Below are 13,552 nucleotides of genomic sequence, written 5' to 3' on the forward strand. Positions count from 1 at the left end.
TTACTCCTGGAATTTGAGTCGGCCGGCACGCCACCCTTCGCGCTGGTGGGCCTTGCCACACTCACCGCAGCGGTAGGTGAGCTGAGTCTTTTTGGTCGGCTTGTCGCCACCGGGGACCTTCGAGAACTTCCCGTCGTTCCCGATGCCCGAATTGCGCTCGCGCTGGCGGTCAGCGACCTTCTTCATGCCCGAGGAGCGGCCCGAACGGACCTTCTCGACCTCGTGTTCGTGGTGTTCGTTACAGTGCGGACAGTACGTGTTCATCCGGCGTGGCATCTCCATATATATCGACCTTGCGGCGCTGTTAGACAGCGGCACTTAAAACCCAAACGATTGTCGTCCACTCTTTGCCCCCGTCGCCTCTCGCCTGCCCCGCTGTGACCCGGCCGACTGCTCTCTCCTTACGTACAAACACCGAGCGAGGCGCGGACGCCTACACGGTACATTTTTGGCACGTCCTCCTGACCAGTCTCACAGCATGTCGGAGACGACGATAGCCGTAGACGACCTCTGGATCGAACGGGTCTCCCGACGGCTCGGATTCGGGGCTGTCTCCGAGCGCCTCGTCGGAACGGACGGGTGGGGTCCCTACCTGTTTATCGTCACTGTCATCCTGGTCCACCTCCCACTTTTGTCGCTCGTCGGCTGGACACAGACCGGCGTCCTGTCGTTCACTGCGAACCCGGGCGAGATATTCCAGGTCGTCGCCTGGCCCGCTGCCGTGTGGATTCTGCTCCGGACGAAACAGCGCTACGTCGAAACTGTCCGGAACCTCCCGGCGGCGATCGACGAGGACGTCCAGGACCTCGACATCGAGTGGCGCCCTACCGCACGCCTGCTGACTGCCGTGGGCGTGCCGGCCAATCCGTCGGGGAAGGCAGACGCGAAACTCGAAGAAATCGCTCCGGACCCTATCCGATACGGCATCCTCGCCGTCGGCCTGGCGGTCTACGGTGGTGTCTTGCTGACCAATCCCGCAAATCTGGTCGGGCCCGTCGCCGACCTTACCGGCCCGTTCGTTGCGACCGTCCGGTTTTACTTCATCATCCCGTTCGTCCTCTATCCCATCGGGGCGGAGTTCCTGGCCGTCGTCATCGGAACGCTCGTCTTGCTCCCGTTCAAGATTCGCCGTGCGCGACTGCTTGATTTCTCGGACCCACACGGCTACGCGGGACTGTCGCCCTCGGGGGAGGCGTTCAAGAGCGTAGCCGTCTCGTATTTCATCCTCTTGACGCTGTTCACCGTGTTCCAGACGGTCGCTGTCGGGACGAATCCGACCGACCAGTTCTCCGTGGCGTTGCTTGCCGGCGGACTCCTCGTCGGCCTGGTGCTCTTTTTCGGCCCGATGCTGTGGCTCAAGTCCTTTACTGGCGCCGCCAAGGAAGCGAAAATCGACGCCCTCGCCGACCGCTCCCGGCAGGTCGGCACGACTGACGAACTCTTCCCCTACGCCGAACCGGACTCGATGGACGACGCGAGTCAGTACACCTACAACCACATCCGGATGCAACGCGTCGAATCGACCAGCGAGTTCCCCTTCGACACGTCGATGCTCCAGGAGGTTCTTTTCGCGCTCCTCCTGCCGTACGTCACGTCGATTGCGTTCGATTTCCTGTTACAGAGTGCCGTCTGACTGGATTTGCGCTCGGCGCCCCTCGCTGGAAAATTGACGCGACAATGGCTCAATTCCAGGCGAAGTCGAACATCTGCCCGTTCGCCACTGTCCGGGGGCGGTGGTTCGAAGCCCATAAGTGCAATTCCTCCGAAGAGCCGAGTATGCAGAAGCTCATCATCCGTGGGGACCCCGGTATCCGGAAGGGTGCCGTCATCGAGTACGACGGCGAGGAGTTCGTCTGCTTCGGTATCAACCGCAACGGCGACTGGCACGGCCCCGACCGTCCCCAGCTGTGGTGTACCGTCGGCAAACCCGACGAAGAGGAAGACTACGAGACACGCAATTACATCCCGAACTTCCTCGACGTCGAGGCTGTCGACGCCGAAGCCATCACTGTCATCCAGGCTAAAGCCGAAGCCTAATCGACGGCGTATATCGTCACGTCATCGAACTGCTTTGCGACGGTGACTCCGGATACCTCCGCGACCGTTATCTGCCCGTACCTGGCTCGTTCTGCCGGCCCGACGTAGACGTACTCGACGTTGTAGGTCTCCAGTAGCTCCCGCTGATAGCTCGCGTTCTCGCTGGTGTAGATGTCCTCGACGTCCTCTAGCCGTTGCTGGTAGGGCTGTTCGCCCCGGTACTGTGCCTCGTGGTACCATCCCAGCACTGTCGGCACACCGGTCAGGCTCGCCGGCGCGCTCGAGCCCCGACCCTCGTCGGGTGACCAGACGTAGCCGCCCGGCGCGGCGGTAGTTATCGTCGGCTGTCCCTCGCGGCTGTCAATCCAGCGAATGGCCGGGGCGTCTCGCGGATACTGATACTCCAGGTACGCCGTCGCATCGAGGGTCGGCCCCTCGGCGACGACGGCGGGTCCCTGATTTTCGCCATCGGCGTGGTTCACCAGCGCCAGCGGTGCGTACAGCCCGCTCGTCACGACGAGCACCGCCGCGAGTGCGCTGGCCCCCGTTGCGAGTCGGCTCCGGTCGACAGCGAGACGACTGGCCGGCCACCCGGCGACGAGTCGTGCGAGCAGTGCCCCCGCCGCGACCGCCCAGAGCAGCCACACCTGCGCGTACGGTTTGAAGATGGTGTTGAACCGCTCGCCCTCGACGGTCGCCAGTTCGACGACGAGGAGGATGCCCGCGCCTGCGACGACGAGCATCGTCGCAAAGCCGACGTCGTCGGTCTCCTGGAGGAGCCACCACCCGCCGACCACGAGCGGCCCGGCCAGCCCGAGCGCCGGGAAGCCGAGCAGAATCGTCGCGCCCAGCACGAGTCCACCGGCAATCCAGACGGCGGCGAGGGGACGGCCCAGCGTGCCGCCAACGCGTCGCGCCAGCGCGACGGCAAAGACCGCGAGGAACGCGCCGTGGACGAGCAGGAGGCTTCCGACCGGCGTCCGAACGTCCCAGAGTGTGGCCGAGCGGCTCGGGCCGTCGAGCATGACGCCGGTCCAGAAGGGAAGCGTCCAGAGGACGCCGAGAGCGAGGACGACTGCGGCGGCCGCCAGTCCGAACCCGACTCGGCGGAGTTCTTCGAGGGCCCAGTGCTCGCGCGGTCCCACACGGTCGGCGTATCGCTCGGGCAGCACCGTCGCGGGGTCTGTCGGCGCCAGCGCGACGGTCAGCACCACCAGCCCGCCGACGGTCGGGAACGACCAGAGGCTGACGAAGCCAAGGAGTCCCGCAACTGGAGGGACCACACCAATCAGAACGCCCAGTCGCTTTTGCCACTGCTCGGCGGGGAGTCGCCAGTACGCAAGCAGGAGTCCGACGACGAGCAACAGGAACGGCTGGGCCATCATGTGCGCGTGGAGGTCGCCGTTGAGCCACGCGAAGAAGGGAAACTCCGTCGCCGCCATCGCCGTTTCGGGGTCGCTCGCGTCCACCGGGACGACCCGCGTCGCCTCGAAGTAGTAGAACTCACCGGGCGACCACTCCAGCACACTCGATTCCAGCCCGACTCCGTCGACGACGACCGTCGCAAGCGCGTCGGGGAGCAGCCAGACGAGCACGCGCGCGGCCGTCTCCAGATTCCCAGCGAGACCGACGAAGAAGGCGCCGAAGCCGGCCGCGAGCCGCCGCGACACGTCGTAGGGGTCGACGAGCGCCCCGGCGACGCCGTACGCGGCACTGACCAGCGTCGCGTAGAAGCCAGCCAGCGCGAGATTGTACGCGAACCGCGTCGCCGTGCCCGACAGTGTCGTCAACAGCGCGGTCAGCATGTGCCCGCCGTAGTAGTACTTGACCGGCTCGCCCGCGAACCACATGTCTTCGGGCGGGAGCGACCCCGCCCGGTCGAGAGTCCGAAGCAGGCCGAAATCGAGGAACTTCTCGCCGATGGCGACCGGTAGTGGCGCGGCGGCCGGGTCGACCGCACGGATGGCGATGACGAGCGCGAACGCGAGCGTGAAGACGACCCCGACCTCGCCGTAGGCACGCCAGTCGATGTCGGTCCGGCCGGCCGTGAGGATGGAACCGACGACCAGCACCGCCAGCCCGGCCACCGCTGCGGGCCAGCCGAAGGCCACCTGGCCGACGAGGTGCCCGACGACGGCCAGCGTCGCCAGCGCGGCCGGAATCGCCAGCCCGGCCCGTGCGCCGCTGGGCAACAGCCACGACGCGAGCGGGAGAGCGGCCAGCCCGAGCGAGAGAAAGAGCACGAGCCAGAGGGCGGCGAGACCGAGTTCCATTGCCGATAGACACGCCCGCCGCGGGTGAAATCTCTTGTGAACTGTCGACAGAGTGGTCCACGAGCCGAATATCTTTTATTCAGCGCAGTGGTGTGTCCGAGCAATGAGTTCCGCGGTCGGGCTGGTGGTCCCCGCCTACCGTCCCGATGTCGACCGCCTCGCGGCGTACGTCCGCTCACTCCGGGAGAATCTCGACCTCGTGACGATTCGCATCGAACTCGATGCCCCAGTCGACGGTGTCCCGGCGGGACTGGCGGACCTGCCCGCCGAGATACACACCGTCCCCTACCGCCGGGGGAAAGGCGCTGCCATCACCGCCGGGTTCGAGGCGCTCTCGACTGACGTGCTCGCCTTCGCAGACGCCGACGGTGCCACGCCGGCCGACTCGCTGGCCGAAATCCTCGCGCCGGTTCGAGACGGGACTGTCGACCTCGCGGTCGGTTCCCGACGCCATCCCGAGGCGACGGTCGACGCCCATCAGACCCTCGCTCGTCGGTATCTCGGTGACGGCTTTGTGTGGCTTGCCCATCGGTTGCTCGAGGTGGACCTGTACGACTACCAGTGCGGTGCGAAAGCCATCGATGCGGCCGCCTGGGAGGCTGTCCGCCAGCACCTCTACGAACCCGGCTTTGCCTGGGACGTGGAACTGATCGCCATCGCCGGTGCCGTCGACCTCTCGGTCGCCGAAATCCCCATCGAGTGGCACGACCGGCCGGGGTCGACGGTGTCGCCGGTGCGTGACTCGCTGCGACTCGCCCGCGCGCTCGTGACTGCTCGCCACCGCGCGAAACGACTCCGGGACAGCCGGTTGCACACGGCACTCGCTGCCCGCCGCGACGAAGAGTCAGCGCTGGTCGAGCAGAAATGACGGACTCTCGGGTCGACGCCCTCCTTTCCGGGGCACGATTTGGGCAGTTCGTCTCCGTCGGCGTCGTCGGCGCGCTCAGCGATAACGTGGTGCTGGCGACGCTGACGCTCGCCTTCGACGTTCCCGAACTGTGGGCGAAAGCCGCCGGCGTCGAGACGGCAATCGTGGTGATGTTCCTGGTCAACGAACACTGGACGTTCGCCGGACAGGGCGCCACAGGCCGGATTCCGTTTCTCAAGCGACTGGGAAAGTCACATCTGGTCCGGTCTGGGGGCGTCACCGTGCAGTTGTTCGTCTACTGGCTGCTGGTGACGTACATCGAGTTCAAACTGCTCGTGTTCGGGACGGACCTGTGGTTTCTGGCGGCCAGTCCCATCGCAATCGGTGTCGCGATGTCGGTCAACTACGTCTTCGAGAGCCTGTTCACATGGGAAGTTCACACGGGCGACCCGCGGTAAAATCTCACAGACGGCCGCCCAATCACAATCCTTAAACAGTGAACGGAGTTACGAGAGAGTAGCGGGATGGGATAGCTAGGAGATTCCGGCGGGCTCATAACCCGCAGATCGGTGGTTCAAATCCACCTCCCGCTATATTTTGCGGCGAGCAACTCCGCGAGCCGCAAATTCGCTCGTGATGATTTGAACCAGGGAGTGGAGCAGCGCGGAACGACCGCGGTTCAAATCCACCTCCCGCTACTTTTCACGAACTCACGAGCGCCGCGTCAATCGTCGGTAACAGACTGGACTTGCAACACGTCGGCTTCGAGACGCCGGGCGTGTTCGAGTCGGATGTCGCGTGCGCTGGCAGGCGAGAGCGTACCGAGCCGGTCGATCTCCTCGGTGAGTGGGTCGTAAGCGTCGGTGTCGAACCCCATCCGTTCCAGATACGACCGGACGGCAGCCGACTGCAGACCGTCGCGGATGGCCGCGTTGACGTACTCCTGGACGGCGTCGAACTCGGGGAGGACGATTGTGTCGGCGGTCCGGCGGCCGGCCTCGCCGTGGATGCGGACGGTGGTATCCTCGAGCTGGGCGACGGTGTCGGCGATGGTGTCGGCCAGCCGGAGCACGTCACTCGGGAGCGTGGCATCGGGCGAGCGCCACTCGACGGTCCCGAACTCCTCGCGGAACTGGACGGGCGTCCAGACGGCGCTCTCGGGGTCGAAGTGTTCCTCGACGGCCCTGACGTCGATGCCGGCGTCGATGGCCGCCCGTCGGAACTTCTCGTAGCGGCGTTCGAGCCGTGCGTCCCACTCGTCGGCGTCGTCGACGTAGGGCCAGAGCCGGCCCTGGCCGTCGAGGTCGTCGTAGGCGAGCCAGCGGTAGAGCTTCGAGCGGGCGCCGGCCGCGATGTGGCGACCGTGGAAAAAACGGCGAGGAGTTCGCGAGCGCGAGCGCGGGATCGAGCGCGACGAGCGTGTTCAACTGGTCGACCTCGCGGCCGGGGAGTTGCTCGATGTGGACGTGCGTCCCCGCACAGTGGCGGACGTACTCGAAGTCGCCGCCGACCACGGTGTCCTGAATGTCCGTCCGTTCGCTTGGCAGGTCTGCAATCTCCTCGGTGTGGACCGGCGTCGCCAGTGGAACGAGTCCGCGGTCCAGTTCCTCGGCCCGGCGGAGGACACGCCCCAGCCGTCCGAGCAGTTCCTCGCGCAACTCGGCGGTGGTCTCACAGGGGGTTGTCTTGACCTCCAACAGCGGCTCGACGAACTCCCGTTCTGCGCCCTCTGTCGCGTCGACCAACCCTGTTGGCTCGGCCAGATATCCCTCGTCGTCGACGACCCAGTACTCGACTTCGATGCTCCGTCGGAGTGGTTTTGCTTCTGGCACGGGCAGGTGTGGAGACTCTGTTCTGGCTAGCGTGCTGTACGACGATATGGCACCGTCAATTTGGGCCTATTATGTGAGTGTATGACTATCTAAATGGCTAATAGACTATCGGATGTGGGAATAATTGCGATCCGCTAAACGGTTCGGGGGCCAAATGAGAAAAATTCTGTAAATAGTAAATTACGGTGGTGGCGTGGGTCCGCCGCCCTTCGGGACCGCGCGCTGTCCGACGCCGTTAGTCGTCGTCGGCTTCCGTGCGCTTGTTTTTCACGTCGGCAATCGCGCCACCGACGTCGACGCGTTTCTCGCCGACGGTTGCGCCGACGAGTGCCCCGAGACCGGCGGCAGTGCTGGCGGCGTTCCGACTCACGAGCGCGCCGAGAGCGCCGCCGACGGCGGCACCGATTGCTGCATGCTTGACACGACTTACCGTCCGTTTGATTCGTTTGCCCATATGCCAGCCAACGAGCGGCCGGTGTAAAAAGCTGCTCGCTATCTGAAACGAGCGGTCACTGGTCCAAAATCCGGTCGGCAGCGCGGCGCGCGGCGGCGACGTGTTGGTCGCCTTCCTCGTGGCCGGTGCCGTCGATTTCTGCGAGCAATTCCGCGACGTTCTCGACGCGCTCTCTGGCAACGTCCTCCGTGAGGGCTCCCTGCGCTGTGTCGCCGGCGATGGCTTCGGCCTCCCCGAGCAGTCGGTTTGCCGACTCCTCGAGTGGCAACTCTTCGGTGGCCGCCAGATGGTCGTGCAGCGAAGCCAGGAGTTCGTCGAGGTCGCTCATCAGCCGTCACCCTCTTCGTCGACGATGACAACTTCGCCGTCCTCGACGACGACGTTGATGAGCGTCTTGGGCCTGTAGCCGGCCTCTGCGACCTTGTTTTCGCCGTCGGCCTTTTTGATGACACAGACGATGTCAGCGATGTCGGCGCCGATGTCGTCGAGTGCGCTGGTGATGCCACGGAGGGTGCCACCCGTCGAGAGGACGTCGTCGAGGATGAGTACGCGGTCGCCCTCGTAGACGTCGTTGATGTACATCTCGCCTTCCGAGTAGCCGGTGACCTGCGAGAGTGCGACTTCCCCCTCCAGCCCGTAGCTTCGCTTCCGGACGACGACCAGCGGGATGTCGGTCATCAGCGAGACGGCAGTCGAGATGTGAATGCCCATCGCCTCGGGGGCGACAATCTTGTCGACGTTGTCGAGGTCGGCTTTGCGGATAATCTGGATGACGATCTCCCGGAGCAGTTCCGGGCGCAACATCGGGACGCCGTCGCTGACGGGGTGGACGAAGTAGTGATAGCCCTCTTTCTCGACGATTGGCGCGTCGAGCAGCGACTTTTTCAATCGGTCCATAGCAGAGGTACCGTCAGCCACACCAAAAAAGTGATTCATCAGACTGCAACTGCGATGGCGTCACTTATCGCGCCGACGACCGGCAGGATGTACTCGCCGACGAAGGCGAAATGAGAGAGGCCCGCAAGCAGCAAAAAGACGGTTCCGGCAGCGGCCGCGAGCCCGAGTGCCACGGCAGCCACCGGGTCGGCCCGCCGGTCGACCACGCTGACGAGTGACGCGACGGCCACAGCCACTCCCAGTCCGAACCCGAGCAGCGCGTGGACGCGGGCGGCCTCACCGACGGCGTACTGGCCCACGACGAAGTACGCGAGCAGCAACTGCCCGCCGAGCGCGACCCCGGCTCCGTACGACCACAAAAGCGGTGACCGATGGGTTTCGAGCAGTCGCCGTACCGGTGCGGTCCCGGCTAGCAACACCACGCCTAGCGGGTACAACACGAGGAGATACCTGACCGTCACCTGCGTGTTGAGCGGGAGCCGACCGTTGTAGATGAGGACGAACCCGACGACAAACAGGAGCGCCAGCGCAGTTGTTGCATCGAGTGACTTTCGGAGTCTCTCGACGCCACCAGTGAGAGCGCCGACCACAGCGCCGACGGTCGCACCGAGGAGCGGGGCCGCTTCGAGCAACGAGAGGTTGATACCGACGAACCGGGCGTCCTGGCGGATTCCGTCGACGCTGCTGGAGACGTACGTCCGGAGCAGCGACTCGGTGTTCGTGAGTTCTGCGAGGCTACCAGTTGTTATATCCAGTACCTCTCTGACGATGACGCCGACTGGGCCTGCGCCGAGTCCGACGAGGAACTCTTCGAGCCGTCCGCCGATACTGCTCGCGCCATCTCCGCCACCGGTATTACTGCCACTACTGACGCCACTACCACTGCCACCACCGCTGCCACCGCCACCACTGCCGCCACCGCCGAGATTCTCCTGTGTTGGCGAGGTGAGTCCGCTGTCGTCCATCGCTCTCGGCGGTCGAAGCAACTCTCCCGTGACGAGGCTGTTCGTGACCAGCAGTGGGACAAGCGAGAGCGCGAAAGCACCGAAGACCATCGCTAATGTCCGTCTGTCGTTTGCGGGAGCGGTCGGAATGTCGACGAGCAGCAGTGCGCCGAAGACGAACAGCGCTTCGGCCGCGTGAATCGTCGTGAACAGCCCGACGAGTGCGTACGCGCCAGCGCGGTAGACCGGCACCGGACCCAACCCCGAAACCGTCGGTGCGGCGTCGGCGTCACGACTCCGCGCGAACGCGTACAGTACCCCGACGAGGACCAGCGCCGAGAAGACGTGTCGCTTGGGAATCGTCGCCCAGAGTCCGATCGGCGTCGCGACGACGACGCCGGCACCGGCAAACAGCCCCACCGCCGTCCCGTGTCGTCGCCGGAGGAGTCGATAACAGAAGACGGCCACCAGCCCCGCCGCTACCGCAGCGGTCAGCTGTAAGGCAAGCACTGCCAGCGATGCGTCGGCAAACGTCCGGACGAGAGCGGCGTTTGCCAGAAACGACGCCACGACCAGGCCGGTCCCGCCGTACAGCACCGGTCGCTCGTAGTCGGTGAGCCTGCTCACCTGGACTGCGAGCGCGAGCGCGAGCAGATGCCAGCCGGCGACGAGCGCGACGTGGAGGTTCACCACGCTGTCGACGGCCTGGAGCACCCACAGTGCCGGCAGCGACAGTACGAGTTGGCCGTAGTTGCGGCCGTAAACGTAGCCATCGCGGGTGTTCGTCCCCGGCGCGCCGAACGCGTCCGGGCCTGTTGTATCGAGCCAGACGCGGCCGTGGCTGAGCGCCTCCAGCCCCCGAACCAGCGTAAAATTGTCGTTAATGAACACGCCGGCACGCCAGGTGAGCGTCACGAAACACAGCGTCGCCAGGAACAACACCAAGCCGAGTCGGTCGCCGAACACGCGCCGGCCGACCGCCCGCATGGCGCTGTGGGCCCCAGCCCAGCGGTCACGCCAACCGCTGTTCACGCTGTCACCTCGACGGTTATCGGCTCGGAGTAGAGGACTGTCTCGCCGTTGTCACCCCGGAGGACGAGCCGGAGTTCGCCCTCGTAGCTACCGTTCGAAATCCGCTCGCCCTCCAGTGCCGCCGACTCGATAGAGAAGTTCGCCTGTCCCTCGCCCATCCGTTCGAGTCCGTTCACAGCGCTGGTGCCGTACCCGAGACCCTCGATGCTGATGGAGTAGGTCACAATCGGATTGCCCCGCAACTGCGAGATATCGACGGTCGCGCTGGGAACGCGCAGGTAGTAGACGTTCCCGCCCTGCCGACCGGGGTCTAGCGTGGCGGTGTCGGGCATTGAGACGACAGTCACCTCCGCAGTCCCCTGCCCGAGCGGTCCCTGGTCGCCCCCGCGGTCGGGGACGGTCCACAGTGGCGTCCCGGTCGCTGCCGTCGCCAGTACCATGAGGCCCACAGCGGCAAATACCACCACCCGACCCGGAGTCATTGTCGACTATCCGCAATCGGGGGGCATAAAATCGTCGCACGGCGCTGTCGCTGGTGGGCTGGTGCGCAAAAAACTGAATTCGGGAGTCGATTATGCGGAATCTTCAGCGAGCGTCGCGGAGTTCTCGCCGTTGTCCCAGACGACTCTGATATCGTAGTTGCTCACTTTCCCGGTAACATTGACATAAGCACTATTTCCGGACGTGACTTCACTGTCGCTCGCGCTCACGGTACCATTTGGACCGCCGTTACTATCCGTCCAATTGCCGTTATTATTGTTGTTCCCTCGAATGTACAGCTCTGAGGGCTTAATTGAGTCCCCGCTGTCGTGGGTAACGGTTACTATATTACTACTGTTTGGCCCATCGAAAGTGAACGTTGCCTGTGGCTGTGCCTCCCCTGGACCCAACCCGAGCACGAAGGATGCAATCACCGCTGCCAGGATGACAGTAATCGCGACCATCAGGATGACCCCGATGACCGGGCTCACTGCGTCGTCGTCGTTTAGCAGTCTTCGTAGACGCATAAGCGAGGCTTATTTTCCAGGGTATAAATTAATTGGGGTTGGTTGAGCGTTGAACTGACGCAGACTATCAAAACTGGGGCTTCTTCACGCGCTGAAAAAGCCGCTCTGTCTTGTATTTTTGCTCTGAACTCTCTCCAATTATCACAGATGATACTTAGGCAGCAAATATGGCATTAGAAGTGAAATTGCATCAATTCATAACAAATATTCCGGTGGTATGCGTAATAGATATTCCGCGACTGCCAAGACAGCTCACGGATGAAACTCCTGCTCGGTCCAGCATCGCTGTTTGTCCGACTGTCTACAGAATGAATAAGCTGCAGAAGAAAATTCAGAGAACGCGCTTAGCTAGTATCGTAGTCGTATTTACTGAGCGTCGCCGTGTCCGTCCCTGCGTCGTTGGTCCAGATGATGCGTATCGTCCCTTCACCAGAAGTGACGTTCACTTCGGCTGTATCACCAGCCGCAATCTCTGTTGGGAACGGAGTGTTCAGCCTTTCGACATCCCCTTTGATTGACACACTATCGTTCTGCAGCGTCGCACCACCGTCGTGTGTGACGGTGATGTTTCCGCCGCTCGTGGTATACGAGAAACTAGCCTGCGGTGCGGTGTCGCTAACCTGTTCGCCGAGTCCCAGCACGAACGTCGCGATGACGGCCGCCAGAATCACCGTGATGGCGACCATCAGGATGACGCCGATGACCGGACTCACTGCGTCGTCGTCGTTGAGGAGTTGTTTCAGTTTCATGATTTCCGTGTCCTGCGCCCGCCGCCCCGGCGTCACAGGCCTGTCTCGTCTCCGAATGTAGAACCTGCTGCCCAACCGCGCCGGCAGATGCGCTTCACTTTATTCAGAAGTTGCGACGCTATATAAATGCTGGCGTTGTATCGAAGAATGATACCGCGACAGCTTCTGTCATGCCATCTTACGCCACTTTCAACGCTGGTTTCATATCCCGCTGTGGCGGGCCTATGACCTCCTTGGCGGGCGTGGCTGAGTAGCGTCCCCACGGTTCGCTCAGGACAGCACTGCTGCGAGTTCGTCTGCAATTTCTGCGCCGAGGGTTGCCTTCGACCCGGCGACGTGCTCGGTACTCCCCGGGCGGACGATGACCGCCTCCGTTTCGTCTGCACCCATCACGCTCGCGCGATTCCCGACGACGAAGGCCAGTCCGGCCCGGTCGAGCAGGGCACGAGCCTTCTCCACGATGGCCTCTTGGTCGCCCCCGGTTTCGGCTTTGAACCCGACGATAGACAGGTCGGGATGCTCGTCGCGGACCGTGTCGATGAGCTTCGGCGTCGGCTCCAGTTCGAGTGTGTGGCTGTCCTTTCCCGAGCGTATCTTTTCGGCGCTTTCCTCGATGGTGTAATCGGAGATAGCCGCCGCCGAGACCAGTGCGTCGGCGTCGTCGGCGTGGGCCTGGACCGCGGCGAGCATCTCCGCGGCGCTCTCGACTTGTTCGACGGTCGCCCACGCGATGTCCGGTCCGTCGTGGACGACGGTCACGTCTGCACCGCGGGCGTAGCAGGCCCGAGCGACCGCCCGGCCGGTGCGTCCCGATGCGCGATTCGAGAGCGTTCGGATGGGGTCGATCGATTCGGTGGTCGCGCCGCTGGTGACGACGACGTGCTCGCCGGCCAGGGACTGCTCGGTCGTCGCCCGCGCGAGTTCGGTCACGATGTCGCTCTCGGCGGCGATTTTGGCCTTCCCCTCCTCGATGCGTGGGTCGACGAAATCGACGCCCCACGACTCCAGTTGGTCGATGGCGTCGAGCACGCCGGGGTGGTCGTACATCGGTTCGTGCATCGCCGGAACGACGACGGTGGGCACGTCCGCGCCGAGTGCCGTCGTCGCGGTCGTCGTCACCGGCGTATCGTCGATTGCGGCGGCCATCTTCCCGACGGTGTTTGCCGTCGCCGGCGCAATCAGCAGCACGTCGGCCCACCCTTCGCGACCGCACAGTTCGACGTGCTCGACGTTCCCGGTAATCTCGGTGACGACGGGATTTTCGGTGGCAAATTCAAGCGCCCACGGATGGATGATGTGCTCGGCGGCCGATGTCGTCACCGCCCGGACCGAGGCCCCCTCCCGACGCAGTTCGTGGGCGAGTTCGACCGTCTTCACCGCAGCAATCGACCCGGCCACGCCCAGCGCGACGTTCACTCCTGCCAGCATACGTCCACTCCCGTGGCGCGCGAACATAAAT

At 64.0% G+C, this 13,552-nt stretch carries 14 protein-coding genes, 1 tRNA gene and 1 pseudogene; 5 read left to right on the forward strand and 11 right to left on the reverse strand.

All coding sequences use genetic code 11. The features are described from left to right. Positions 1–282 carry a 50S ribosomal protein L44e gene (locus QYL91_RS05800; protein WP_302082436.1) on the reverse strand — a complete coding sequence of 94 codons (282 nt, stop codon included), beginning with the start codon at positions 280–282 and terminating at the stop codon, positions 1–3. A 196-nt stretch (positions 283–478) separates the two neighbouring features. On the opposite strand from QYL91_RS05800, the gene QYL91_RS05805 reads away from it, so the two are divergent. Both QYL91_RS05805 and QYL91_RS05810 read left to right on the forward strand, forming a co-directional pair. Further along, positions 479–1,633 (forward strand): hypothetical protein, encoded by a 1,155-nt coding sequence (locus tag QYL91_RS05805; protein WP_302082437.1) that lies wholly within the window; start codon positions 479–481, stop codon positions 1,631–1,633. A gap of 143 nt (positions 1,634–1,776) precedes the next feature. After that, positions 1,777–2,037 (forward strand): HAH_0734 family protein, encoded by a 261-nt coding sequence (locus QYL91_RS05810; protein ID WP_302082438.1) that lies wholly within the window; start codon positions 1,777–1,779, stop codon positions 2,035–2,037. Here QYL91_RS05810 and QYL91_RS05815 read toward each other — a convergent pair. Further along, positions 2,034–4,310, reverse strand: coding sequence for a DUF2298 domain-containing protein (locus QYL91_RS05815; RefSeq protein ID WP_302082439.1), 2,277 nt, complete (start codon positions 4,308–4,310; stop codon positions 2,034–2,036). The two genes, QYL91_RS05810 and QYL91_RS05815, sit on opposite strands and share 4 nt — an antisense overlap. A 103-nt stretch (positions 4,311–4,413) precedes the next feature. On the opposite strand from QYL91_RS05815, the gene QYL91_RS05820 reads away from it, so the two are divergent. The 3 genes from QYL91_RS05820 (at position 4,414) to QYL91_RS05830 (ending at position 5,771) form a co-directional block, all read left to right on the forward strand. Beyond that, positions 4,414–5,178, forward strand: coding sequence for a glycosyltransferase (locus tag QYL91_RS05820; protein ID WP_302082440.1), 765 nt, complete (start codon positions 4,414–4,416; stop codon positions 5,176–5,178). After that, a complete protein-coding gene (locus QYL91_RS05825) occupies positions 5,175–5,636 on the forward strand; it encodes a GtrA family protein (protein ID WP_302082441.1) in 462 nt (153 codons plus the stop codon). The genes QYL91_RS05820 and QYL91_RS05825 overlap by 4 nt, the downstream gene beginning before the upstream one ends. A gap of 60 nt (positions 5,637–5,696) precedes the next feature. After that, a tRNA-Met gene (locus QYL91_RS05830) sits at positions 5,697–5,771 on the forward strand. A 131-nt stretch (positions 5,772–5,902) separates the two neighbouring features. Here the strand turns inward: QYL91_RS05830 and QYL91_RS05840 are convergent. The 9 genes and pseudogenes from QYL91_RS05840 to coaBC all read right to left on the reverse strand — a co-directional run bounded on the left by QYL91_RS05840 (position 5,903) and on the right by coaBC (position 13,521). Further along, positions 5,903–7,016: pseudogene (locus tag QYL91_RS05840) on the reverse strand (glutamate-cysteine ligase family protein). 229 nt (positions 7,017–7,245) lie between these two features. Beyond that, entirely contained in the window at positions 7,246–7,464 is a 219-nt protein-coding gene (locus tag QYL91_RS05845) for a YMGG-like glycine zipper-containing protein (RefSeq protein WP_302082444.1), read from the reverse strand. 55 nt (positions 7,465–7,519) lie between these two features. Next, complete coding sequence (locus QYL91_RS05850) at positions 7,520–7,792, reverse strand: DUF8152 family protein (RefSeq protein ID WP_302082445.1); 273 nt, start codon at positions 7,790–7,792, stop codon at positions 7,520–7,522. After that, the gene (gene hpt / locus QYL91_RS05855; RefSeq protein WP_302082446.1) at positions 7,792–8,361 is read right to left on the reverse strand and encodes a hypoxanthine/guanine phosphoribosyltransferase; all 570 of its coding nucleotides are present in this window, start codon (positions 8,359–8,361) and stop codon (positions 7,792–7,794) included. The genes QYL91_RS05850 and hpt overlap by 1 nt, the downstream gene beginning before the upstream one ends. Positions 8,362–8,399: 38 nt before the next feature. Beyond that, a complete protein-coding gene (locus QYL91_RS05860; RefSeq protein ID WP_302082447.1) occupies positions 8,400–10,337 on the reverse strand; it encodes a hypothetical protein in 1,938 nt (645 codons plus the stop codon). After that, positions 10,334–10,819: a hypothetical protein gene (locus QYL91_RS05865; protein WP_302082448.1), complete on the reverse strand. Its 486-nt coding sequence runs from the start codon at positions 10,817–10,819 to the stop codon at positions 10,334–10,336. Before QYL91_RS05865 ends, QYL91_RS05860 begins: the two co-directional genes overlap by 4 nt. Positions 10,820–10,909: 90 nt before the next feature. After that, positions 10,910–11,344: a type IV pilin N-terminal domain-containing protein gene (locus QYL91_RS05870; protein ID WP_302082449.1), complete on the reverse strand. Its 435-nt coding sequence runs from the start codon at positions 11,342–11,344 to the stop codon at positions 10,910–10,912. Positions 11,345–11,688: 344 nt separating this feature from the next. Continuing rightward, on the reverse strand, positions 11,689–12,093 hold the full coding sequence (locus tag QYL91_RS05875) for a type IV pilin N-terminal domain-containing protein (protein WP_302082450.1): 405 nt from the start codon (positions 12,091–12,093) through the stop codon (positions 11,689–11,691). Positions 12,094–12,363: 270 nt separating this feature from the next. Beyond that, positions 12,364–13,521 (reverse strand): bifunctional phosphopantothenoylcysteine decarboxylase/phosphopantothenate--cysteine ligase CoaBC, encoded by a 1,158-nt coding sequence (gene coaBC / locus QYL91_RS05880; protein ID WP_302082451.1) that lies wholly within the window; start codon positions 13,519–13,521, stop codon positions 12,364–12,366. Between the last annotated feature and the right edge of the window lie 31 nt (positions 13,522–13,552).

It is taken from the genome of Salinibaculum rarum (assembly GCF_030505615.1).
In the GTDB taxonomy this organism is placed as follows: domain Archaea; phylum Halobacteriota; class Halobacteria; order Halobacteriales; family Haloarculaceae; genus Salinibaculum; species Salinibaculum rarum.

Excerpts from the sequence above, each read along its gene's own strand:
- QYL91_RS05870 (WP_302082449.1), bottom strand. The coding sequence starts at position 11,344 with ATGCGTCTACGAAGACTGCTAAACGACGACGACGCAGTGAGCCCGGTC.
- QYL91_RS05845 (WP_302082444.1), bottom strand. The coding sequence starts at position 7,464 with ATGGGCAAACGAATCAAACGGACGGTAAGTCGTGTCAAGCATGCAGCA.
- QYL91_RS05825 (WP_302082441.1), top strand. The coding sequence starts at position 5,175 with ATGACGGACTCTCGGGTCGACGCCCTCCTTTCCGGGGCACGATTTGGG.
- QYL91_RS05805 (WP_302082437.1), top strand. The coding sequence starts at position 479 with ATGTCGGAGACGACGATAGCCGTAGACGACCTCTGGATCGAACGGGTC.
- hpt (WP_302082446.1), bottom strand. The coding sequence starts at position 8,361 with ATGGACCGATTGAAAAAGTCGCTGCTCGACGCGCCAATCGTCGAGAAA.
- QYL91_RS05875 (WP_302082450.1), bottom strand. The coding sequence starts at position 12,093 with ATGAAACTGAAACAACTCCTCAACGACGACGACGCAGTGAGTCCGGTC.
- coaBC (WP_302082451.1), bottom strand. The coding sequence starts at position 13,521 with ATGCTGGCAGGAGTGAACGTCGCGCTGGGCGTGGCCGGGTCGATTGCT.
- QYL91_RS05815 (WP_302082439.1), bottom strand. The coding sequence starts at position 4,310 with ATGGAACTCGGTCTCGCCGCCCTCTGGCTCGTGCTCTTTCTCTCGCTC.
- QYL91_RS05820 (WP_302082440.1), top strand. The coding sequence starts at position 4,414 with ATGAGTTCCGCGGTCGGGCTGGTGGTCCCCGCCTACCGTCCCGATGTC.
- QYL91_RS05810 (WP_302082438.1), top strand. The coding sequence starts at position 1,777 with ATGCAGAAGCTCATCATCCGTGGGGACCCCGGTATCCGGAAGGGTGCC.
- QYL91_RS05800 (WP_302082436.1), bottom strand. The coding sequence starts at position 282 with ATGGAGATGCCACGCCGGATGAACACGTACTGTCCGCACTGTAACGAA.
- QYL91_RS05865 (WP_302082448.1), bottom strand. The coding sequence starts at position 10,819 with ATGACTCCGGGTCGGGTGGTGGTATTTGCCGCTGTGGGCCTCATGGTA.
- QYL91_RS05850 (WP_302082445.1), bottom strand. The coding sequence starts at position 7,792 with ATGAGCGACCTCGACGAACTCCTGGCTTCGCTGCACGACCATCTGGCG.